The 23,786-nt window shown below is 47.1% G+C and carries 20 protein-coding genes; 17 read left to right on the top strand and 3 right to left on the bottom strand.

Annotated elements, in window-relative coordinates; all coding sequences use genetic code 11:
• Positions 1 to 13 precede the first annotated feature (13 nt).
• Complete coding sequence (locus tag IT291_08765; GenBank protein ID MCC6221315.1) at positions 14 to 712, bottom strand: glycosyl transferase family 2; 699 nt, start codon at positions 710 to 712, stop codon at positions 14 to 16.
• A gap of 75 nt (positions 713 to 787) precedes the next feature.
• Positions 788 to 1,441, bottom strand: coding sequence for a hypothetical protein (locus IT291_08760; GenBank protein ID MCC6221314.1), 654 nt, complete (start codon positions 1,439 to 1,441; stop codon positions 788 to 790).
• Positions 1,442 to 1,652: 211 nt separating this feature from the next.
• Between IT291_08760 and IT291_08755 the strand changes: the two genes are divergently transcribed.
• From IT291_08755 to IT291_08675, 17 genes are all read left to right on the top strand, one after another.
• Positions 1,653 to 2,969, top strand: a complete 1,317-nt coding sequence (locus tag IT291_08755) for a 2-oxo acid dehydrogenase subunit E2 (GenBank protein MCC6221313.1) — start codon at positions 1,653 to 1,655, stop codon at positions 2,967 to 2,969.
• Positions 2,970 to 2,979: 10 nt separating this feature from the next.
• Entirely contained in the window at positions 2,980 to 4,572 is a 1,593-nt protein-coding gene (lipA, locus tag IT291_08750) for a lipoyl synthase (protein MCC6221312.1), read from the top strand.
• On the top strand, positions 4,569 to 8,555 hold the full coding sequence (locus IT291_08745; protein ID MCC6221311.1) for a translocation/assembly module TamB domain-containing protein: 3,987 nt from the start codon (positions 4,569 to 4,571) through the stop codon (positions 8,553 to 8,555). The genes lipA and IT291_08745 overlap by 4 nt, the downstream gene beginning before the upstream one ends.
• A gap of 14 nt (positions 8,556 to 8,569) precedes the next feature.
• On the top strand, positions 8,570 to 11,392 hold the full coding sequence (bamA, locus tag IT291_08740) for an outer membrane protein assembly factor BamA (GenBank protein ID MCC6221310.1): 2,823 nt from the start codon (positions 8,570 to 8,572) through the stop codon (positions 11,390 to 11,392).
• 68 nt (positions 11,393 to 11,460) lie between these two features.
• The gene (trxA, locus tag IT291_08735; GenBank protein MCC6221309.1) at positions 11,461 to 11,787 is read left to right on the top strand and encodes a thioredoxin; all 327 of its coding nucleotides are present in this window, start codon (positions 11,461 to 11,463) and stop codon (positions 11,785 to 11,787) included.
• 33 nt (positions 11,788 to 11,820) lie between these two features.
• Positions 11,821 to 12,021, top strand: a complete 201-nt coding sequence (gene thiS / locus IT291_08730; protein ID MCC6221308.1) for a sulfur carrier protein ThiS — start codon at positions 11,821 to 11,823, stop codon at positions 12,019 to 12,021.
• A gap of 63 nt (positions 12,022 to 12,084) precedes the next feature.
• Positions 12,085 to 12,879: a thiazole synthase gene (locus IT291_08725; GenBank protein MCC6221307.1), complete on the top strand. Its 795-nt coding sequence runs from the start codon at positions 12,085 to 12,087 to the stop codon at positions 12,877 to 12,879.
• A gap of 39 nt (positions 12,880 to 12,918) precedes the next feature.
• Positions 12,919 to 13,575, top strand: coding sequence for a thiamine phosphate synthase (gene thiE / locus IT291_08720; GenBank protein MCC6221306.1), 657 nt, complete (start codon positions 12,919 to 12,921; stop codon positions 13,573 to 13,575).
• Between the two features lie 258 nt (positions 13,576 to 13,833).
• Positions 13,834 to 14,712, top strand: a complete 879-nt coding sequence (gene hisG, locus IT291_08715) for an ATP phosphoribosyltransferase (protein ID MCC6221305.1) — start codon at positions 13,834 to 13,836, stop codon at positions 14,710 to 14,712.
• Positions 14,713 to 14,745: 33 nt separating this feature from the next.
• Positions 14,746 to 16,494: a TIGR01548 family HAD-type hydrolase gene (locus tag IT291_08710; GenBank protein MCC6221304.1), complete on the top strand. Its 1,749-nt coding sequence runs from the start codon at positions 14,746 to 14,748 to the stop codon at positions 16,492 to 16,494.
• Positions 16,491 to 17,081: an imidazoleglycerol-phosphate dehydratase HisB gene (gene hisB, locus IT291_08705; GenBank protein ID MCC6221303.1), complete on the top strand. Its 591-nt coding sequence runs from the start codon at positions 16,491 to 16,493 to the stop codon at positions 17,079 to 17,081. Before IT291_08710 ends, hisB begins: the two co-directional genes overlap by 4 nt.
• Positions 17,078 to 17,680 carry an imidazole glycerol phosphate synthase subunit HisH gene (gene hisH, locus IT291_08700; GenBank protein MCC6221302.1) on the top strand — a complete coding sequence of 201 codons (603 nt, stop codon included), beginning with the start codon at positions 17,078 to 17,080 and terminating at the stop codon, positions 17,678 to 17,680. Before hisB ends, hisH begins: the two co-directional genes overlap by 4 nt.
• A gap of 40 nt (positions 17,681 to 17,720) precedes the next feature.
• On the top strand, positions 17,721 to 18,476 hold the full coding sequence (hisF, locus tag IT291_08695) for an imidazole glycerol phosphate synthase subunit HisF (GenBank protein ID MCC6221301.1): 756 nt from the start codon (positions 17,721 to 17,723) through the stop codon (positions 18,474 to 18,476).
• A complete protein-coding gene (hisE, locus tag IT291_08690) occupies positions 18,473 to 19,759 on the top strand; it encodes a phosphoribosyl-ATP diphosphatase (protein ID MCC6221300.1) in 1,287 nt (428 codons plus the stop codon). Before hisF ends, hisE begins: the two co-directional genes overlap by 4 nt.
• A complete protein-coding gene (hisD, locus tag IT291_08685; GenBank protein MCC6221299.1) occupies positions 19,756 to 21,033 on the top strand; it encodes a histidinol dehydrogenase in 1,278 nt (425 codons plus the stop codon). The genes hisE and hisD overlap by 4 nt, the downstream gene beginning before the upstream one ends.
• 243 nt (positions 21,034 to 21,276) lie before the next feature.
• Entirely contained in the window at positions 21,277 to 21,987 is a 711-nt protein-coding gene (locus IT291_08680) for a hypothetical protein (protein ID MCC6221298.1), read from the top strand.
• A 216-nt stretch (positions 21,988 to 22,203) separates the two neighbouring features.
• A complete protein-coding gene (locus IT291_08675; GenBank protein MCC6221297.1) occupies positions 22,204 to 22,602 on the top strand; it encodes a prepilin-type N-terminal cleavage/methylation domain-containing protein in 399 nt (132 codons plus the stop codon).
• Between the two features lie 2 nt (positions 22,603 to 22,604).
• Here IT291_08675 and IT291_08670 read toward each other — a convergent pair whose 3' ends face one another.
• Positions 22,605 to 23,756: an ATP-binding protein gene (locus tag IT291_08670; GenBank protein ID MCC6221296.1), complete on the bottom strand. Its 1,152-nt coding sequence runs from the start codon at positions 23,754 to 23,756 to the stop codon at positions 22,605 to 22,607.
• Positions 23,757 to 23,786 lie beyond the last annotated feature (30 nt).

Here is a 23,786-nt window from a genome sequence, read left to right as displayed (position 1 = left end):
CCAAAGCAGCAGCTCATAGGCGATGTCTCTTTAGACACTCCATTACGAATTGAAAAAGAAAAAGGCGCAAGTGGTGAAGCGTCACTCTAAACCAACCGCCCTTCGCGTACTTTCTTGCACTTGAGTATAGTGGGACGCTTAGAGAGCGCACCGGAAGACCAGCGCGGTGGACTCTCCATACAAATAAATGGTCTTCTCCGTAACTGCAATGTGTCGGATATCCGCCTAGCTCATAAAAGAGTTCTCGAGCAATCAAAAACCCTTGATCGCCAAATGGAAGTCCAAACATCTGGGAGCGCAGATTAGCAGCCCATGCATTAAAGGCACAAAGCCATGGCCCATCCTTCTGATACTTAAGACTAAAATAATACAGTCCTCGCTCAAGCTCCTCGAGCCCGGAATTCATGCGGTTAAGCAGTTGTGCGGTCAGCACGGAGTCGGCGTGAATAAACCACAACATTTCGCCACGCGAGAGTGTGGCAGCTAAGTTCATTTGAGTGCTGCGCCCCTGAGAAGAGCGACAGATTCTTATCGGAGCACTGATAGCACTCTGAAATTCCTCGTCACTACGAGCATCCTCAAGTGAGGCTGCAAGAATGATTTCATTGGGAACTGTTATAGCCAATAGCTGCGGGAGTAAAGTGCCCCAGGCCATCTCGCTTCTGCCAATGGGAACAATAATAGAAAGTCTGGGCCGCAAAGAAGACATCATTTCTCACCGCTTTCGAGAAGCCAAAGCCACTCCTGGCAAGCCTTCTGCAAAACTCTTAGCAGGCTAGTCACCATACTAACTGCCAACTACTTTATCGAGCTGCGGAATCAAAACCTCAGCACTTACTTTCGCCGCCCGCTGAAAATTCGCCTGCCATTCTTCATGCCCCCGTGGCCCCACATGATTTGTAACTACTGAACAGCTAGCCCAACTGACACCACTCGCAGCGCAAGCCTCAGCTATCCCAAAAAGCTCCAGATTCTCAAAACGCGCCTTAGTTTGTCTTGCATAAGTCTCGCCTAATAAAACATCTAGCGTTACAGAAGTCGTGCTATACACTGCTTCTCTATAACACTTGCCAGCCAGCGAAGGAGTTAACCTAGACGATAGTAGTGGATCTGCACAAAACTCCGTTGGGAGTGCGCTCGGAAAATGAGCTAGGCCCGATGCCACTGCACTGTCCGCCAAACGAACCTCTGTGGCACTAACCAAACTAAAAAGAGACACACCGCTGTCTACCACACCAGCACTGCCAACAAACAACACTGACAGCTCGACCTCATTATACTCTCTCCTTAAGCTAGAAATGATACTTGCCAAACGAGCCGCAGCACTCGCAGAACCAATCCCACTAGGAAAAACCTTAACGCAGTTAGATGCATTAAAATGCTCTCTAAAATACTTTAATTCCGGCTCAAACGCGCCAAGAATGACTAGTAATTTATTCATAAAAACCTTACACTGCATTCTATGTAGGCTCAATTATTGCCACCATGTTCACGCTGAACTATAAGTCATTTTGTTTACTGAATGCTATTGTAATTAAGCTCCCTTTGAGAGGAGAACAGGCAGATCGATAAATATCAGAGCAAATTCATCGGGTGTTTAGTAGCAAACCAAGGTTAATTGTTTTTTTATAGTGATAGGAGAGTTTGTTTTTATGGCCACTGAAGTCACAATGCCTCAGCTAAGCGACACTATGAGCGAGGGAAAAATTTTAACCTGGCTTAAGTCAGAGGGAGAGCATGTGAGTCGTGGCGACGCGATTGCCGAAGTTGGCACTGATAAGGCAGATTTAGAAGTCCAATCTTTTTACGAAGGCACACTTCTAAAAATACTAACACCTGCTGGCACCGTGGCCACCGTTGGCACACCTATAGCAGTTATCGGTGGCAGTGATGAGGTTGTAGATAATTCTAAATCTCGCGCAGCACCACAGCATGCTTTATCACAAGAGCCAACTGTATCTACGCAATCAATTTCCTCCCAAGTAGCAGACCAAAGTAGCCAAGAAAATGGAAATCAGAGTGAGCGAATAAAAATTTCACCGCTAGCGAGAAACCTGGCGAAGTCGTACGGCATAAATTATGGCGATCTCCCTGGCAGTGGCGAAGGCGGCAGGATTGTTAAAAAAGATATAGAAAAGTTAGTATCTGTGCCCACATCCACTGCTTCTTCGCCAACACGTCAATCCCTAAGCGATATGCCAGAAAGCGCCAAAGCGCCTCTTATTCCAATTATTCCAAGCCTTCCACCACAACCCTCGGAGACAACGCCCCTCACACAAGCAACTGCAATTGCCGAAACTGCATCGCTTTCAAAAATGCGGCAGACAATTGCTGCTCGAATGCTAGAAAGCAAAACCACCATTCCTCATTTCTACGTAACTACAAAAATTTGCATGGACGCGGCTAAAAAACTGCGCCTTTCATTAAAAGAGGAACCACAGTTTGAAGGCATTACCTTTAACCACCTCATTTTAAAAGCGGCTGCTCTTGCGTTAAAGAAATATCCCGAAATAAATTCCACCTATAAGGAGGGTAATGTTATACGACCGCAGGATATAAACATAGGGATCGTAACAGCGGTTACTGGGGGGCTCCTCATCCCAGTGTTAAAACAAGCCGATAGGCTCTCACTCGCCGACATAGTGAGCGAAGCAGTTGGATTGGTAAAGCGGGCAAAAAGCGGCAAACCGCGCTCCGACGACTTAACGGGCGGTTCGTTTAGCATATCTAATATCGGGATGTACGAGGTTGAAAGCTTTAATGCCATTATTAATCCTGGTCAGGGAGCAATATTGGCAATCAGCAGTATTTTAGATGAACCGCTAGTAGTCGATGGGAAGTTTAGCGTTGGCTCGGTTATGCGAGTTTGCCTATCAGTAGATCACCGCATAATCGACGGCGTTGTGGCGGGGCAATTCAATGCTGAACTAAAGCGCCTACTAGAAAATCCCGTTCTTTTAGTAATTTAGCGCGGGTGCAATGAGAAGACTTCGAGTAATCGATCGCAAAGGGCCCGAGCATTTCTCGCAGATTTTGAAATTTCAAAACGGGCTCGTCGATGCGAAAATTAACAATCGTTCTCTGCCAGATTTTCTCGTGCTCGTCGAGCACGAGAAAATTTATACCCGTGGAAGAGCCTCAGAACCCCTGATACCCGCACATCCTGCCGCTAAGGCAATTGAGCAAATCGAAGTAAATCGGGGTGGCCAACACACTTTTCACGGACCCGGTCAGCTAGTGGCATATCCAATTTTTGACTTGGATCGCCATGGAAGCGATGTACATCTGTTCTTGAGAACACTGGAACTTGCAACAATAAGAGCTTTGGAAACATTCGGCATCCAAGGCAGGCAAAATTCTGGACTCACAGGCGTGTGGGTAGAACGTGCTGGAAGCTTGAAAAAACTTGCTTCAATTGGAATTGGCGTAAAAAAGTGGATTAGTTTTCACGGCCTTGCACTAAATGTTTCTACAAATCTAAATTACTTTCGCTCCATATCTCCTTGTGGTCTCGACTCTGACGTCATGACATCCATGCAAGAACTTCTACCAAATGCTTCCCTCGAGGCAGAGAACGCCATGGAGAGTGTTAAATCTGCAATTGTAGAGGCATTCATTGAGGCGTTTGACCTAAGTTGCGCTTCTATGAGTGCATATCCAGCGGAAAGCCGCGAAGCGCGTCCAAACTGGCTAAAGGTAAAAGCACCAGGTTCTGAGGGGTTTATGTCCACGCGCAAAGTAGTAAAGACACATCGCTTAGCCACTGTTTGCGAAGAAGCCATTTGTCCAAACATTGCCGAGTGCTGGGCCCATTCGACTGCAACTTTCATGATAATGGGGGAGCTCTGCACTCGGCGTTGCAGCTTTTGTTCAGTTAAAGATGGCTCCTTAGACAACCTAAAGCCACTCGACCCACTAGAGCCATATCGCATCTCTAAAGCTGTAAAGAATTTGGGGCTTCGCCATGTGGTAATCACTTGCGTCAACCGAGACGACTTGCCAGACATGGGAGCAAATCACTTCTACGCCACAGCTCGCTCAATTGCCCTAGAGAATCCAGATTGCATGATCGAGCTACTCATCTCAGACCTGCGCGGTCGGCGACATTTGCTAGAAACTATATTGCGCGATAAATACGTTGGCGTTCTAAACCACAATATTGAAACCGTTAGTCGTCTTTACAGAACTATTCGCCCAGGAAGTAATTTTGAGAGATCGCTAAACATCCTTAAATGGGCTCGGGAGCTAGATCCAATCCTGCCCACTAAGTCCAGTATAATGTTAGGACTCGGCGAGACAAGGACCGAAGTATTGGCAGCAATGGATGCCTTGCGAGAGGTAGATTGTAACATTCTTACACTTGGGCAATACCTCCAACCGACGCCTAAACAAAGTCCCGTAGAAGAGTACATTACGCCAGCAGAATTTGTAGACTACCAAGAAGAGGGATTTAGGCGGGGTTTCTCGCACGTCGAATCGGGCCCTTTTGTCAGAAGTTCGTATCATGCTTGGAAACATGTGCAGACCAAGCTGGATAAACGCTTTTTACGTGAATCTCAGGCTGGCTTGTGAGCACTAACAGAAAAAGTTTCATTTCCCTCGTGTTTATAGTTGTCATTCTCATCGCATGCCTTCAGTTAGGCCTAAATGCTGCACTGGGTTTAGGATTAAAGGAACTTTTCTCTCAAGGTACGGGATGCAATGTGAGATTCGAGTCTCCTTGGATACATTTTTTCCCATTTCGCGGAACTATAGAAAACGTTCGGATTCGCCACCTAGAGGAAAAGCGCTCTCGAGGATTTTTCGCTAAAAAAGTGTCGGTAGAATTAGAGCTAGCCAAACTGCTCTCTAAAACCGTATCCCTTAGACACCTGAGGCTCGAGGAGGCTAAGGCTATTAGCAAGGGGCCAGATAGTGGCTTTTGGCGCACTATTAAATTCGTAACGCCACATCGCAGTCGCGAAGCCAACAGTAATGAGAAGAGACAACCTACATGGCACTCCTTTTTAACCGATGGGTGGTCAATTGCCTTAAGCGATCTAGTGGTTTTTTCAGATAAGCGCATAGGCCCACATTTGGAACTTATCGGCAAACGGGGAAGAATAGCTATGAGCGATCTCTCACTTGAGATGTTAGAAATTTCAAACTCATTAGTAGATACGGCAATCGTAGCCAAGGCAAAGTTTTTGGAGCTCGAGCCTCGCAACCAGCCTGCCTCGAAATTTGGAGAAACGATTCTCGACGCTGGTTTAAACAAAGGAGTTCTGCGAGTTCGTCGCGCGAGCTTAGGCAAGTATTCAGACCAAAGCAGCCGCCCTACTAACGACTACATTAGCATTGGCGGAGTAATAAACTTTAACGCCGGCATTGCCAATCAATACGCTCTAGACGTGAGCACTCTTCTTCCACACAAGTATCTCTCCAATCTCATACCAGGATATGGCGACTCCATTAATAACTCCGAAGCGGCAATCTCTGCTAACGCCAAAATATCCGGGCCTTTACTTGAGCCCAAGGCAGTTGGTTCAATAGAACTGAAACTAGCTAGGCCTTTCGGCCCTATTAGACGAAAGGAATGTTTGCCGGATTTTGCGCGCAGTGTTTTCTTTATCGATTCGAATCGCATTAAGCTTGAAAATCTTCAAATTGCAGACTTGGCAGAGCGTGGGTCAGTTGAGCTAACCTTTGACGAATTAATGTCTTTTTCCGCTGAACTTAGTTTAGCATTGGGACGAGATAATCCACTACTAAAAAGATGCTTGGATATGTCAGCCCAACTCGCTACTGCGGAACAACCTTTCGACTCCTCACCCACGGTGGAGCACATTTCAAAAACCTCGGCACTAGCTAGCGCCTTGCTTGACTCAAGCGCACTTATTAAGGCAAGCGGCTCTCTAAAGGAGCCAAGCATTTCGGGCTCATTAACTGCTAATATCCGACAAAGCGACATTATGGCTAGTTCATTGCTAGTTGCTAATTTTAATACGCGCGAGGATAGGCTAAATATCGAGGTAGCGGAACGCGGAGCCATGCCACAAATTCAAGATGATCCCGTAACTTCCTCTAGGCCTCCAGAATCATCGACTACAGATGCTACCACCTTTAGGACGGCGATAAACTCAAAATTGACGGCTTTTTTCTCTATCGGCCTTAAGACTGGGGAGTTTTTTGCTCCCAATATATCCTTTGTGCGCTATCCGCTAGAAAAGCTTATAGCCTTCTTTAGCCCTTTGCTTAGCCAATCTCAACTAGCAACGCTTACGGCAGTAAGCACAAAGAATAGCCTCCTATCAGCTACGCTCTCAGATGTGCGTTATCAGCCAGCCGTGCCATCCCTTTCGGGAGCTGGCAACCTCTTCTTGTCGGACTTCTCTGGACTCGAGGATTCCTTTTTTGAAACCGCTTTGTCGTTTAGCGGCAAAAACATTTTCGCTAAAAATGCCATTTTTCGCTCGCAGCATGGCGAGGTTCTAGGAAGCGGCAGCGTCGCGATTGGGGGCGAAATTGGCGCTGAATTATCGACGCGGAATTTTAACCTTAGCAGCGTGCCATTTTGGCAGAAATATCTTCCCTCCTATCCATGCTCGGCAAGCGTTACCGCTACACTCAGTGGGACTTACCATGATCCGCATTACAGCGTTTCTGTAGATTTAGATCAGATGCCGAATACGTCCCCGGTTATCCCAGTTCCTAAATCTCACCTCGAGATAGAGGGAAACGCAATACTTTTTAAGGTCAAGGGGGATCTGTTCAACAAATCCGCTTTGTTAAATATCCAATATCCAATAATGCCGCAAAAGGCGGCGAAACTCGAGCTATCTCTTGATTTCGAACAATTTCCACTCTACATTTTTATAGCATCGGATACTTCCTCAAGCGCTAACCATGATTTTAATCCTTTGACTATGGGCGTGGCTTCTGGTTCCTTGCGATATAGAGGTACTACCCATGCGCCTCTACTGGGAACAGGCGAACTGTTGCTTAGCAGGTTTCATCTCGCCCTAGATGGCAATGAGATAACGCATGACAAGCCATTAAGAGCAGCAATTGAGAACGGGCGACTTACCTTCGCCGATATTGACCTTTTAGCGGCTAATAACAAAATATCCATATCGGGTTATCTCGATCATCGGACGGGATGGGATGCTAATATTCACGCTAACTGGAATTTAGCGCATTTTGCAGCCCTCTGGCCCGACTTAGAGCAGTTGGCCGGCAACCTAAATACAAGTCTCAACATTAGCGGACCAGTTGATACGCCGGTTATTAGCGGCCCATTAGAACTTGCGGGGGCTACCCTGTCCTTTCCGATAGGCAATTCACTTTTAGGAGCGACTAAAATAAATGCTAAAGCCATTTTTGCTAAACAGTCTCTCCTGCTTGACGAGCTTACTGCGCGCATTGGGCAAGGTTACGTATTTGGCATCGGTCGAATTCAGAATATTTTCGATGCCAGCACCAGAGAAACTGACCTCCATTTTAAATTTTCCGATATACTCCTAGAACCGATAGAAAAGCTCACAGTTAATGGGACGGGCATTTTGCACGTAACTCAGAGTGCTCAGAGGCCACCTCATCTTTCGGGAAATTTCGACATTCATAACGCATTGTACGAGGATACCGTAAATCTTGCAGATGTTCTTAAGGCGATTTCTAGCAAAATAGCTGGCGCTACGCCCGTTGATGTAGGTACTAGCGCCATAACTGCGGTGACTGAGGGAGCAGATGATTTAATGACCTTAAATATCGACCTCCGCGCCGATAACGCGTTGCTCGTTGAAACTAACATTGCTCGCGCTGAAATGCGAGGAGATATCAACCTCGGTGGGACAACACGACAACCGCGTTTAGACGGCCAAATCGAGACCATTGACGGGCAATTTGGATTTAGGTCAAACGAGTTTGAAATCATTACTGGAAAAATGGTTTTTCCAAAAAATCAGATCGCGATGGATCCCAATATAGACATTATCGGCGAAACTCAAGTTAGCAGTGCTACCGGCGAGGATTATCAGGTTCAACTTGCAATTTCTGGGACGCTCAGTTCGCCCACTATTAGATTTTCGTCGGATAGTGGTTTAGGCGAAAGCGATATCGTTTCACTTCTAGCTTTTGGTGGACGCGTAGAAGAACTTTCACTGTTGCAGATAAAATCAAAAACTTCTCAGCTTAGTTTTGCCGAATTGCTAGATCCAAAATCCGATCTCAGCCTCCAAGATCGCCTTTCTGGCTTAACTGGGCTTAGAGAAGTTCAACTCGATTCACGCTCTTCTATCGAGAATGGCGAATTCGTCCCTATAATCACGGCCACGCGCCCGGTAGTCGACGATTTGGATCTAATATTAAAAACCGAACTTGGCCGCGAGCAAGTCAATTCAGCACAGCTTAAATATAGCCTAACTGAATATCTAAGCCTTATTTCGGGCTGGAAGTCACGTGCAGTTACCTCTCCTGACTCGGCAACGGGAGAATTCTCTGGTGGAGTTACTTACAAGCGAACGTTTCCTGGCATAACTTTCATTCCGCCGCAATTGTCAGATTCATCGGAAGAATGAGCTTTAGGTGATAAATGTCAATTCGCCATATTCTATTACTGCTGTTTGTCTTTCTCGCTCTAGCTGATACATACACTGTTGCGCAAACCACTTTCGAGCCTTTAAGCGAAGCAACGGATGCAAGAATTACTAAAATATCTTTTAGAAATTGGACTAACCTAAATTATGACGACTTAAGTCTTCCACTGTCCATTCGCCGTGGTGATATTTTGTCACCATCCGTTCTACAGAGAGCCATTGGCGAGCTTTATGCTCGAAACATCTTTCAACATGTCGATGCCGTTATTTATGCAACGAGAGATGGGGTCGAAGTGGAATTTTTGCTAAGCCCTGCTCTTATCATTTCTGGAATTGAATTCGTCGGCAACGTTTCTCTGGACGAAAAAGCCTTGCGTAGGATGACTGCGCTTCGCCCAGGCATACAGCTCGACATTGCTCTTCTTAGCAAGGCCAAGCAAAAACTTCAGCGCGGCTATATCGATGCTGGTCACTTCGATACTTCAGTAGCAGTGGAGATCGTCCAGCGTAGGATCTCGCCTTATGTATCTCTAACGTTTCACATTGATGAGGGACGGCGGTCACGAATACAAGACATAGTTCTCGAGGAAGTTTTTCCCAATGATATTGCCGACTTAAAGAAAGCGTTTTTTAAAAAAGCCAGCGGCGCAGTCGCATCAACGGAAAAACTCACAACTTTGACCAACGAATTATTGCAAGCATTGAGGAATGAAGGTTACCTCGAGGCATACGTTAAGGTCGACAAGATTAAGGTGAATGAGGAGACTCGAGATGTCGAAGTCACCATGGAAGCGACGGTGGGAGATCCACTATCTATTATTTTTTTAGGCAATACGCGTTTTACTGCCGAGGAGTTACTGGCCCCCCTGCAGATGAAAACTCGAGCAGTGCCATTCACGGATAGCGCAATACCAAGTTTAACTAAGAGAATAGTTCATTTTTACCAGCAGCATGGATATTTTCTTACCACTGCTAGCTATCGGAGGTTGCCAGACATTGGGCAAAGAAGGCGGTTTGAAATTATCATTCATGAGTCGCCATTCGTTAGGCTAGAAAATATAAAGGTTTCCGGAAATTTTTCGGTTCCAACAGGCGATATCCTTGACGCAATGAAAGTGAAGCCGGCTGGATTTGGCATCTTAAAGCGGTGGCGTCATGGGTTTATTACGCAAAGCGATCTTAGCACGGACATACAGGAAATCGAGAAGCTCTATCAACAACTGGGATTCACCCAGGTTGAGATTTTACACCAGATTGAGCAGCTAAAGAACGACAAGGGTTTGCAGCTAAGCATTGAGATTAGGGAAAACCCCAGGCAATTAATTAACTCCTTAGACCTAGTTTGGAAAAATTTAGCCACCAAGCAAGATAGCTATGACGCCTTAAATTTGCTAACTGTTCGAGTCCCCATCAAACATGGGAGTCCTCTAAATGTCGAGGTTTTAAAAAACCAACGCGCTATTTTAAGCAACTCAATAGCTGAACTCGGGTATCCAAATGTTCGGGTCGAGTTATTCGTCGACAAAAGCGCTGGTTTTGCGCGTTACGAAATATACCCAGGAGAGAGAATTAAAATTGGGAAAGTCATAACGCGTGGCAATGTGTTCACACATGACTATGTCATTAGGCGCGAGCTAAAAGTAGACAGTGGAGACTTTTGGTCACCTTTAAAAGTTCAGCAATCCGAACAGGCTCTTTATCAATTGGGTTTTTTTCGGACTGTTTCCATTGGTCCACTAGACAACGCTTTGGACTCTCAAGTCGAGGACGTGTATGTAGACGTTAGGGAGCGGGATACAGGCAGCTTTGAGTTCGGTGGGGAGCTTAGCAGCGAGGATGGCCTTCACGTAATTACCGAAGCACGCCAGCGAAATTTTGCAGGTACTGGCAACTCGCTAGGGGTAGGGCTCGATGCTTATTTTAAGAGTGGACATCGAATTTTCGACACGGGACGCGCAAGGTCGACATTTACAGTGCCATACTTTTTGGCTCGCAAATTGGAACTGTACAATGAACTATTTGCTCTCGCTTCCTTTCAGCACGTCCATACCTTTAGCTATGATAGACTAGGTGCTGCTCAGCAGCTTAGATACCTATTGTCCGAACATTTAAAATATAAGTTAGGATATACTGCATATTACGAGAACCTCTCCGATGTGCCAGAAGACATCATTATCGGCGAGCGCGATGTCGGAGATACCATCTTCACTGTTGCCAACACTGAGTTCGATTTAGATTTTCGCGACGACCTATACAATCCCACCTCTGGCGGAAAGAGCGTTTTGCAATTTGAACTCAGCCACGACGCGATTTTTTCGGAGGCGAGTTTTTGGGGCGTTTCTTTTAGCCAGTCAATCTTCTACCCGCTACGGAAATGGCTCGTTTGGGCCAACAGCGCACGCATTCATTATCTCGAGCCTTTTGGCGATACTGATGTCATTCCGCTCAGTCATAGACTTTTCCTAGGGGGGAGAAACTCACTAAGAGGTTTTTCTCCTAACTCAGTTGGGCCACGTGGACTGAATGGAAACATAGCTGGAGGCGATCTTAGCTTAGTCCTAAATACGGAGTTACAATTTGGCATAACTGAGAGCATAATCTGGACGGCATTTTTCGATGCGGGGCAGTCAGTCATAAAGGAGTCAAACGATTTCGATGCGCATAATGCTTCCTTAAGCGAACTTCGCTATTCTCCGGGCATTGGACTTCGGTATAAAACGCCTATCGGGGCTCTTGGCATTGAATACGGCTTCGTGTTAAATCGAGAATTCGGCGAACGCTTAGGGCGACTTAATTTCAATATTGGCAACGCCTTTTAAACCTGGCAGAATTATGCGAGATACACAGAAAGTTACTATATATAGAATTAATACAAAAAGAGGCAACTATGAGTGACCACGTTTCAGAAATAAGTGATGTAGACTTTCAGGGTGAGGTTTTGGAATGCAATATTCCTGTTTTGGTGGACTTTTGGGCGCCGTGGTGTGCACCGTGTAGAAGTATTGCACCCGTTATTGATGAAATTGCGAAAGAATACAATGGACGGGTAAAAGTAGTTAAAATGAACGTCGATGAAAATCCGCAAACCCCATCAGACTTCCAGGTACGCGGTATTCCAAACCTAGTCTTATTTAAGGGCGGGAACATGGAGGATCAAATTGTGGGCTTTGTTGCTAAGCAAGATATTGTAAATGCAATAGAAAAGCTGTTGTGAACAATGCCACACCACAGTTTTGTTGTTAATAGCATGAGAAAAATTAGATTTAATGGCGAGATTGCCGAGGTTAATAGTCAAACCATAAGTGAACTTCTCGACGAGCTATCCGTTAAAAGCGCTAGAATTGCCGTCGAGATAAATTCTGCTATTATTTCAAAGGACAAGTATTTAACTACTCAACTAAGCGATGGCGATAAGGTAGAAATCGTCCATTTCGTGGGAGGCGGCTAGTCTTTTGTTGTTTGCGAGATTGACGAATTTTTTTGATATCCACCCTATCACTTCAAGAGCAGTATGACACCAAGTGACGTTTCGGCGAGCGATACTTATGCGATTGGCAATAGAACCTTTTCATCGCGTCTCATTATAGGCTCTGGGAAATATCCAGACTTTGCGACCACCAGAGAAGCTTTAATTGCGTCTGGCAGCGAAATGATAACGGTAGCTGTGCGCAGAGTAAACATTACGGATCGCAATAGGGAATCTCTACTCGACTACATTGGAGATCTCGCTGGCCTTACAGTTCTTCCTAATACGGCTGGATGCTACACACTTGAAGATTGCCTACGCACGGCTCGTCTGGCTCGCGAGGCAGGTGTGGGCGATTTTGTAAAGGTAGAGGTCATAGGTGATGAAAAGACGTTGTTCCCCGACAATGAAAAAACAATTGAAGCCTGTAAAATTTTAAGCAATGAAGGTTTTATCTGCATGCCATACATCACGGACGACCCGGTGGCTGCAAAGAAATGCGAGGATGCGGGCGCAGCAGCGGTGATGCCTTTAGCAGCACCTATTGGAAGTGGCCTTGGACTACAAAATCCCTATAACCTTCGCATAATAATTGAACAGTCGTCGGTTCCCGTAATAGTAGATGCTGGAGTAGGAACTGCTTCAGATGCTACGCGCTGTATGGAATTGGGCGCGGCGGCGATACTAACAAACACTGCTATTGCGTGTGCGAAAAATCCCGTTCAAATGGCGCTTGCTATGAAACTCGGCGTTCAGGCTGGACGTTTGGCATTTTGTGCAGGACGCATACCTAGAAAACTCTACGCGACCGCATCGAGTCCATTAGAGGGCATTATTTAACTGCGACGGCATTTTCTATCTATTGCGCGCAAATAATACATGGAAGACGCCCCTACTAAACCATTGTATATAATTACCGATGGCTCAGCTCTTCGCTTATCTAACAAATTGATCGAACATGTTAAAGAGGCATTATGTGGCGCAAAAGGTAGAGTTAGTTATGTTCAATTGAGAGAACAAGTTAGTCCCAACACTGCCGCTACGGATAGAGAAGTGATAGAGCTAGCGAGAACACTTTTGCCTATTTGCCATAGCCATTCTGCGAAACTCATAATTAATAGACGCGCAGATTTAACGCGCATTGTTGGAGCAGATGGCGTTCAACTTGGCGCTCGGTCAATCGGCATTGAGGATGCGAGAAAGCTTATCGGTACTGAAAAACACATAGGTTATTCTGCACATTCAGAGGAAGAAGCAGTTAAAGCCTCAAAGGCTGGTGCAAACTACGTCCTGCTTGGCCCTATTTTTTCTCCCCGGTCTAAACAGAGCTACACTCCTCCACTCGGTCTTAGGACTCTCGCCGCTACATGCAAACAAGTTAAAATCCCTGTATTTGCACTAGGTGGGATAACGAACGAGAATGCCGAACTCTGCCGCCAAGCTGGTGCTAGCGGAGTGGCAACAATCTCTTCTGCCATACTAGCCCGCAATCCATTTCAAGCATGCAGTAATTTAGTAGCCAATTGGACAATATAAACGCTGCGCTTTTTCGCTTGACAAATTCTCTCACTGGTGAAATATATTTTTTCTTATGATTTTTCGCTGCGAAAAACACCATCGCCATCATAGTTTTCACGTAGCCGCTCTCTAGGCAGGCTGATGGTGTAGATTTGCAAGCTTAAAGCATTCTAAAACCAAAAGACGCTGGCCGAGAGCTAGCGGTTTTTGCGTTGCCCACAACCAGCAATCTTCGCTAATTCTTAGGCCACTACTAAAAAAGGAGTATATAGCTTTATGCAATTCGACGCTCTATCACAGTTACGCCTTGCGCTTCCCAAGGGGAGAATGCAGGCAGGCGTATTTGCACTGCTCGCCGATGCGGGAATAGATATTCAGGCTGGTAGCGGAGAACGGGCTTATCGGCCGCGTGTTAATCTGCCTGGCGTAGAAACAAAGCTGCTAAAACCTCAAAACATCGTCGAGATGCTAGCAATGGGTTCCCGAGATATTGGCTTTGCCGGTGGTGATTGGGTAGCAGAGATTGGTGCTGAAGTAGTAGAGCTGCTCGACACTGCGCTCGATCCGGTAAGAATAGTCGCGGCAACGCTTACTGAACTAAGTGAATGTATTTTTGATTCAACTAGACCTTTGGTAGTTGCATCGGAATACGAAAACCTAACGCGCAAGTGGATTGCAGCTAAGGGCTTAAAGGCTACGTTCGTGAGGTCTTTTGGAGCTACTGAGGCATTTCCCCCCGAAGATGCTGACTGCATCGTAGACTGCACAGCCACTGGCTCTACGCTTAAAGCAAATAATTTAGCGATAGTCGACGAGCTAATGGTCTCATCCACTCGACTGTATGCTTATCCCAGAGCGCTCGATATTCCGCACAAACGCGAAGCCATAGAGCACTTTATTCTTCTCGTCAAATCTGCCTTAGAAGCTAGAACGCGCGTAATGATAGAACTTAACGTCTCTATCGACAAACTAGAAGTAATGGCTAAGATGCTCCCATGCATGCGGCGACCTACGGTATCTCCACTACAGGGGAATGAAGGATATGCAATCAAGTCCGCTGTTCCAAAACATTTACTGCCCGATTTAATTCCACAGATAAAAAAGCTTGGCGGAACAGATATAGTGATTACGAAACTTGCACAAATTGTTCCATAAATGGCCCTACAATAAGCTTGGAGAGACGTAACAATGAAAAACACTGCGAAGCTTCAATTTCCTACATCTGTAAGCTTTCTGCCACGCTCGGGCTTTGCTGAAGTCACGTCTTATAGTGTTCCCAAGCACCGTGCTATTACAGATCTAAATCTCGACAGCAACGAGGGCCAATGCTTACCGCAGGGCCTTTTTAACAGCGTTTTTGACACACTTGACAATGACATTCGGCGCTATCCAAGTGCGGCCGAGCTCGAGCAATTAATCGCTAAAGAACTAGGTGTTAAGCCTCAGCGCATAATTGTCACTGCGGGCGCAGATGAGGCGCTCGACCGCATATGTCGACTTGCGCTCGCCCCTGGAAGAACTATAATTCTTCCAGAACCGACTTTTGAGATGATTCGACGCTATGCTACTCTTGCTTGCGGGGATATTGTGAGCATTCCATGGACTAGTCCTTACTACCCACTAGACGAGGTGTTAGCGGCCATTGATGAACACACCGCATTAATTGCCCTGGTAAGTCCCAACAACCCAGATGGCAAGATAGCCTCTAGGAGCGATTTAATTGAACTCTCTAAAGCTGCGCCTAATGCGCTTATAATTGTAGATCTAGCGTATGAAGAATTTGCGGAGAAAAGCCTGCTAGAGACCGCTATTTCCATGCCAAATACGGTGACGCTAAAAACATTTTCAAAAGCCTGGGGGCTTGCTGGGCTTCGCGTTGGATACGCCATTTCTCACCCGCAAATTATTGACTGGATGCGAGCTGCCGGTGGCCCTTATAGCGTATCGCAACTGTCTCTTGCTATGGCACGCCAAGCATTAGAGAGTAGCCATGCTCATGTTGGGGAATTTATCGGCAAGATTCGAGCGAATAGACGCGTGTTAGAAACTGCGCTCAGCGACTTAGGTGCGGTTGTTACGCACTCGCAAGGAAATTTTGCATTTGCGCGCTTTAGGGACGCAAAATGGGTTCGAGACGGCCTAGCGGGATTGGGAATAGCAATCCGCATTTTTCCCAATAATGCTTCCTTACTTAACTCGGTACGAATCACGGTTCCAGCCGACAATGGAGATTTTAAGCGCTTGCTTGCTGCTTTGTCGACCTGCCTTGCTCCCGAAGCAATTGTTTTTGACATGGATGGTGTCTTGGCCGATGTTTCACATTCATACAGGACTGCAATTATCAGCACTGCGTCGCACTTTGGACTTACCCTCTCTCCTAGCGATGTCGACAGCGCAAAGTCCGAGCCAAACTCTAATAACGATTGGGTTGTCGCTACGCGCCTAATATCGCGCGCTGGCATAGGCACTTCTCTACAGGAAGTCACAGAGGTGTTTGAGACATTCTATCAAGGAACTGATAGGCTTAATGGTTTAAAGTATACCGAGTCGCTCATCCCTAGCGTTGAGTTAATTCGCGATTTGGCGTCGCATTTGCCACTCGCCGTAGTTACCGGAAGGCCAAGGGCTGATGCGGAGTATTTTTTGGAAGTGAGCGGCATTAGAGAGTATTTTTCCGCTATGAGTTGCATGGAAGACGCGCCTTCAAAACCTCACCCCGCTGGTGTCCTTCAGGTTCTTTCTGAACTAGGTGTATCGAGAGCCTGGATGGTCGGAGATAATATTGCAGACATCTCGGCGGCACGCAGTGCGGCTGTCGTTCCCATCGGCATAATACCTCCCGGCGCAGAGGCTCCGCTTGCATCGGAGGCACTACTAAATGCCGGTGCGGCACGCATAATTGAGTCGCTCGATAAGTTAAGGGAACTATTGCCATGAACAAGAGAACGATAAGTAACCGTAGAGCTACATTAGAAACGACAATTGACTTAGAGTTAAATATTGACGGTGGTGGTTTAAGTAAGATCGACACTGGAATTGGTTTTTTAGACCACATGTTATCGACCCTCGCTCGCCATGCGAACTTTGATTTGACGCTATCGGCAAAGGGCGACATATTGGTCGATGATCACCACACGGTTGAAGATAGCGCCCTCGCGCTCGGCGAGGCCCTCTCCGACATATTAGGCGAGCGCCGTGGGATTGTGCGCTTTGGCTATGCCTATGCTCCGCTCGATGAGGCTTTGGCCCGAGCTGTAATCGATTTATCGGGGCGACCGTATTCGGTGGTGAATCTTCACCTTAAGCGCGACCTCTTGGGCTCGCTTGCTAGTGAAAACATAGCGCACTGGTTTTCCTCGATCGCCGTAGGTCTAAAGGCTGCCATCCACATAGACGTTCTTAGGGGCTATAATGATCACCATCGCGCGGAGGCAGCTTTTAAGGCCTTTGCCCTAGCACTTAGGCAAAGCGTCTTGGTCACCGCCAACGATTCCGTCCCCAGCACTAAGGGGCGACTCGTATGAGAGGCGCCACAGTGCTTATAGTAAACACATCGACTGCAAATCTTGCTTCGGTGATCAGTGCTCTTTCCAGGGCAGGAGCCACCTCCAGAGTTACTGACAACTTATCGGAGATAGCGACTGCTCAGGCCGTTGTGCTCCCTGGCGTGGGAACATTTTCTGCCGCAATGACTCAGCTTAGAGCCCGTAACCTTGTCGAGGTGCTAAAGACACGCATATTGGCCAAGCGGCCAACGCTCGCAATATGCCTAGGCTTACAACTTTTGTGTGAGACTAGTGAAGAGTCTCCTGGCGAGTATGGGCTTAGTATACTCAGTCAGTGTGCGCGGCGTTTCCCAAATTCTGTTTCCGTTCCTCACCTAGGTTGGAACATGGTAGAAGCTAGTTCGCAGTGTCGACTTTTGCAATCTGGATATGCCTATTTTGCTAATTCCTATCGCATACTGGAGCAACCCCCAGGCTGGAATGTTGCAGCGACAACGCATGGGAACACTTTTGTTTCGGCTATTGAGAGTGGTGCTGTGCTTGGGTGTCAGTTCCATCCGGAATTGTCTGGGGATTGGGGTGTTAGTTTGCTAAAGAGGTGGTTAAGTAGTTTTTAAGCGGTTTTTCGGTGGCAACCATTAAATGGAGCGGCGTAATATGTTAGCTATTCGAATTATTCCCTGCCTGGATGTCAAAGACGCTCGAGTAGTAAAGGGAGTCTGTTTTTCCAACCTGCGCGATTCGGGCTCTCCGGCGGAACTTGCCGCCGAGTATCAGTCTCAGGGCGCTGACGAAATTGTTCTTCTCGATATATCTGCTACTTTAGAGCGACGTTGCACACAGATTCAGACGATTAAAGACGTACGAGAAGTTCTTTGTATCCCACTAACGGTCGGTGGTGGCGTAACATCGGTTGGCGATGCGGAGGCACTACTCGTAGCAGGGGCGGATCGCGTCGCCATTAATACTGCGGCGGTAAGCCAACCACAACTTTTGCGAGATATTTCCGAGACATTTGGACGCCAGTGCACTGTTGTTGCCCTCGACGCGGCCGCTAATAGTCCAACTACGTGGGAGGTTGTCACTAACTCAGGCAGGAAACGCACCGGCATCGATGCTCTTGAGTTTGCACGCCTCGCCGAAGCGAAGGGAGCAGGCGAAATATTGCTTACCAGCTGGGACAGAGACGGCACACGGCTCGGCTACGACATTGCGTTACTTGAGTGCATAGCCGCAGCAGTCTCGATTCCCGTAATTGCTTCGGGTGGCGCTGCGACGCTTGAGCATTTTCTTGAGGCTATCCGGGCTGGAGCAGATGCAATCCTAGCTGCCTCGGTTTTTCACGAGGGCGTACTCAGCGTTAAAGCGATAAAGAACTATTTGCGAGACAATTGCGTGGAGGTTAGATTGTGATTATTCCATCGATAGACATTAGCAAAGGTCAGGCCGTTCAGCTGGTGGGCGGAAGGGAGAAAGTTCTTGAAGCTGGCGACCCTGTTTCGATAGCTAGGACTTTTGGGCTCATCGGCGAAATTGCGGTAGTTGATCTAGATGCCGCCATGGGCAGGGGCAGTAATGAAAACATCATCAAGGAGTTAATTAGGCTGGCTCCCTGTCGAGTCGGTGGCGGCATACGAGACGTTAAGACGGCGATTCAGTGGCTCGATGCGGGAGCGAAGAAGGTTATGATAGGAACAGCCGCTAATCCTGAATTCCTAAGGGAGTTACCACGCGATCGCGTAGTAGTGGCGCTCGACGCCCAAAATGACGAGGTGGTTGTAAATGGGTGGACTCAGTTTACGGGTAGAAGTATTAAGGATCGGCTTTTAGAACTCGCTGAGTTTGTCGACAATTTTCTTATCACCTTCGTTGAACTAGAGGGTCGCATGCAGGGAACCTCAATCAAGAGAGTCGAAGACTTAGTCGAGCTTCTAAGAGATTTTGAAGGCCGACGGATTCAGTTGACTATCGCAGGCGGGGTTGCCGCGGCAGAAGAGGTGGCCATTTTGGACAGACTAGGTGCGGATGCTCAAGTTGGGATGGCTCTTTATACCGGCGTCTTGTCGCTAGCGGATGCATTTTGCGCCGTTCTTAATTCGGATCGCGCGGATGGCCTTTGGCCAACGGTCATAACTGACGAATATGGCATGGCGCTTGGCCTTGCCTGGTCTAGCAAAGAAAGTCTTGCCAAGGCCTTGTCTATCCGAAAGGGAGTTTATCATTCGCGTTCCAGGGGGTTATGGGTCAAGGGCGAGAGTTCCGGCGCAGAGCAAGAGCTATTAAGGATAAAAATCGACTGCGATCGCGATTGTCTCTGCTTCGTAGTGAGACAGCACGGCAGTGGTTTTTGTCACCGAGGAACTAGGACCTGTTGGGGAGAGTCACATGATGGAGTGGTAACTTTATCACGCAGACTGGCTCAGAGAGTTTTGGATGCACCGGATGGCTCTTATACGAGGAAGTTAATTGACGACCAAAAGTATTTGAATGCAAAGATAATCGAGGAGGCAAATGAGCTAACTCGCGCACGGACGAGAGGCGAAATAATCGATGAAGCTAGCGATGTTTTGTATTTTACTCTAACAGCGCTCGCTAAGGCGGGGATAGAGTTTAGCGAAGTTGAGGACAACCTTGCTAGGCGGGCCTCAAGGGTTACTAGGAGGCAGGAAAAGGTTAGAGAGGGAGGCCTTGCATGAGCGAGCAACTGTTAAGGCGAATATCTCTGGGGCAACTTGCGGATAGAAACATAAATGTCATCGATGAGGCTACGCTTTCTCGCGCTAGTGAAATAGTAGAAGATGTGCGAACAAACGGAGACGAGGCGCTGTTGCGGTGGTCTCGGGAATTTGGTGATTTAAGCGATTCTGGGGATAGCCACGTTCTTACGAGAGACAGACTAGAGGCGGCTTTTAAGGCGCTACCAACCTGCGATCAAGAGTTATTAATGCGGGTAGCAGATAGAATTCGCTGTTTCGCAAAAGCTCAGCTAGGCTGCGCTACTGAGTTATCAGTGCTTATAGATGGTGGCATGGCCGGACACACATGGGCGCCGCTCAAGGTGGCTGGCTGTTATGCCCCAGGAGGCAGATTCCCTTTGCCATCATCGGTATTAATGACTGTCGTAACTGCGCGAGTAGCTGGCGTGAAAAAGGTTTGGGCGTGTTCGCCAAAACCTTCCTTGCACACTCTTGCGGCGGCTTTTGTAGGAAATGCCGACGCACTTTTGACAGCGGGGGGTGCTCAGGCCATAGCAGCAATGGCCTACGGCACGGAGTCGGTTGAATGCTCTGATATCATAGTCGGTCCGGGAAACCGCTGGGTAACGGCTGCAAAGCAAATTGTTTCGGCAGGTGTAAAAATTGATATGCTCGCTGGGCCCACGGAGTTACTCATTGTAGCGGACGACAGTGCCGATGCGTCTTTAGTTGCGGCGAATTTGCTGGCACAGGCCGAGCACGACGAAGATGCAATGCCGATGTTAATTTCACTTTCCGACAAACTCGTTGCTAAGGTAAACAGCGAACTAGCAAATCAGCTTGCCGAACTCCGCACCGCAAGCACTGCTCGCAAAGCACTGCAGCATGGATTTTCGTTAGTCGTAGAGGATTTTAGACAGGCAGTGGCGATTGCTGAAAAAATTGCGCCTGAGCATTTGCAGCTAGTAATTTCTGATGCAGGAAGGATGGCCTCTGCTTTTAGCAATTACGGTGCGCTTTTTATTGGACAGTTTACGCCTGAAGTGCTTGGAGATTACGGCGCTGGCCCAAATCATGTGTTGCCCACTTGTGGCATGGCGCGAACTTGCGGTGGGCTTTCCGTTTTTTCCTTTCTCTCTTTGCGCACATGGCTTCGAATTGACAATGTTCCGGCCGCAGCCTCTATCGTTGCCGATGCAAAGCGCCTTGCTACCATAGAGGGTTTACATGCGCATGAGAAAGCGGCTGCTTACTTAGGAGGGCTCTTGAAGTAGAGCTAGAAGAAAAGTTTGCTGGGCTATTCGCGGCCGTTTTGTGAATTATACTGGCATCTTACAACTAGCCAAGGAGATTCTGAACAATTTAAAATTCGATTATGGATAATAATGGCAACACATTTATTCATAAAAGTCATAACCAATTTAGTTTAAGGGGCGTGGGAACAGGATTTTCTGACTGGTATATGCTATGTGTTGGGGCGTTAAGTCGGCGTGTAAAGAACGATAGGAGTTGCAATAATGTCAAATATTAGTGGATGCAATTGCGGTACCGTGAGGCCTGACGGTCAGTCTGATGTAAGAAGTATCTGGATGACCGAGGAGCCGAAAAGCTGTGTTCTTAAGTCTGGCAGGATTGGCGATGAGGAGCTTTTTAGAGATATTTTGACTGTTAGAAATGCAACTGACGATCGTTGGCCGGATCAGCGAACCAGTGTTGATTATCATTCCGATCACTACTGCATGTATGTAGATAATTTGCCTGTTGGTTCTTTAGGCGTTACTAGAGCCTTGGATGGAGAAATATTTATGGCAGAATACTGTCCACCTCGACTCCTAGAAGAATTTCACGATAGTTTAGTTTCAGCTTATCGCTTTCGCATCAAGAAAGAATACCGCAGATCCTCCACCCTTATTCCTGGTATTAGTCTGTCGCGTCAGATAGTACGCGAGGCATGGCGCGAGCAAATTTCAAAAGGTGCTGGGATAGATGTAATCAACATTGAAAAGAGTTATGCCAGACTTTACGAGGCGATGGGATATGTTTTATGCGACGGGAGCGCTTACACAGATCCAGTTCTAGGCACTGAGTCATGCATAATGTTTTTGCCAGTTGACCCCAACCGCGAATCGTTCATTAGCGACATTATAAAGGAGTCAGATTTTCACATTCCCATTGAACGCGTAATGAAGTGCCTAACGAGAACGAGCGTATATGTTGCCAATAGCTAATGAAATTGCTTCCTAGGACTGCCAAAGGCAAGTCTCTACTGCCGTTTTTCGTTGCAATTAGCGCCACTTAGGCTTTTTTCGGCCGGCAAACAACAAAACCGACTGAACTTCTAAAGAAAAAGCCAATACCAGCCGATTCTCGTTTTGATATTAAGAATCTCTAAGCTGCGCGTCTCCTGAGGAACCAAAGTCGTGAAGACAAATACAGCGCCCCATATGTCAGAGTTAAAGAAATCCGAAAATGGATTTACCTTGATAGAACTCATGGTGGTAGTAGGCATTGTGGGAATTCTTTCGAGCATTGCCGTGAGCCAACTCGAGGAATATCGAATTAGGGCATACAATGCCACAGCTCAGTCGGACTTGCGGAATGCCATTACAGCTCAAGAAGCGCGATATGTCGATACGAGTAGTTATGTCAATTGTGCCGATGCACTCGCCTGTGAGCTAGTGTTACCTGAATTTAGCGCGAGCAGAAAAAGTGACGGGACTTCGCCTATGGCTGTCTTTAGCTTTGTGGCAAATCCGGAGGATTATACCGCTATGTCTAAGCACGCTCAGAGTGGCGATACGTTTACATACGACAGCACCACTGGAATTATGGCTACCTTGTAGCGCTATATCACCCTACCCTCGCTAAGATCGCGCAAAAAGTCAGTTACGGGCACGACATTTACGTTTTCCACTAACAGCCTGTCTTTGCCAAGATAAACCAAATAGCTCGCTTCTACGTCCATACTAGCGCCAAGCGAATAAATGCCTTTTAAAAACTCTCTGCGAAAACTTTCGCTGCTCTTAACCTCGATGGCAATAGCGCGATTGCCATACCACCAGAGAAAATCAACTTCGGTTCCCGATGGAGTGCGCCAAAATCCAAGCTGACCGCGAACGCGGTTATAATCGAGGTACGCTCTTAACTCGTGATATATCCAGTGCTCCATCAGTACGCCACGCCAATCCTTGGGCATTTGCGCGTCAAAACCACCCGCCGCAGCATGAAGCACTCCACTATCAAACCAATAAAACTTTGGCTTAGAGACCTCCTTTACTTTGGCGCGCGGCCGATAAGCCGGTAAAAAACTTCCCAGTAGCGTATCCTCAAAAATGCTAAAATATCCCTCAACCGTATCCCTCCCAATTCCCGCATCTCGCGCCAGGGCGGAAATGTTAACTTGCGTCCCGGCAACTAAAGACGCAAGACTTAAGAAACGCGAAAAGTGGCCAATATCTCTCACTAGACCTTCCGCTTTAATCTCCTCGCTAAGATAAATAGTTACATAGCTCTTAAGAAAATCTTCCTTATCATAGTTTCGCGATGCACCAACACTTAGAGGAAGCAAACCATACTCTAAAACTTCTTCGGGCCTTACTTGAAAATCGACTTCCGCCAATGTCAGTGGATAAAGCGCCTTAGTATTTGCTCTTCCCGCTAACATATTGGCCGCTCCACGCTTAAGCTTTCGCGCAGACGAGCCAGACAGTGCAAATTTTTTGTGGCCGTCGTTTTCCATTAAGCCATGAACTTCATCCAAAAGCGCCGGCACTTTTTGGATCTCGTCGATGACAATCCAGCGATTTTTCGGCTGGGCCCGAACTTCTGCGGCAAGCAAACTGGGATCGCGTGCATATTTTAGAGAGGTATTTGCCGTTAGCAGATCGACAAAATAAGCGTCGCCAAACTGCTGCTTAAGCCAAGTGCTCTTTCCCACCCCCCGCGGCCCAAACAAAAAAAAGGCCTTATCTTGAGGTTTTAACAAACGTGCATACATGACCCTAAATTTTACCGTAAATTTTAGTGT

The sequence above is a fragment of the Deltaproteobacteria bacterium genome (genome assembly GCA_020845775.1).
Lineage (GTDB): Bacteria > Bdellovibrionota_C > UBA2361 > SZUA-149 > JADLFC01 > JADLFC01.
This window is presented reverse-complemented; position numbering and strand designations above follow the sequence as displayed.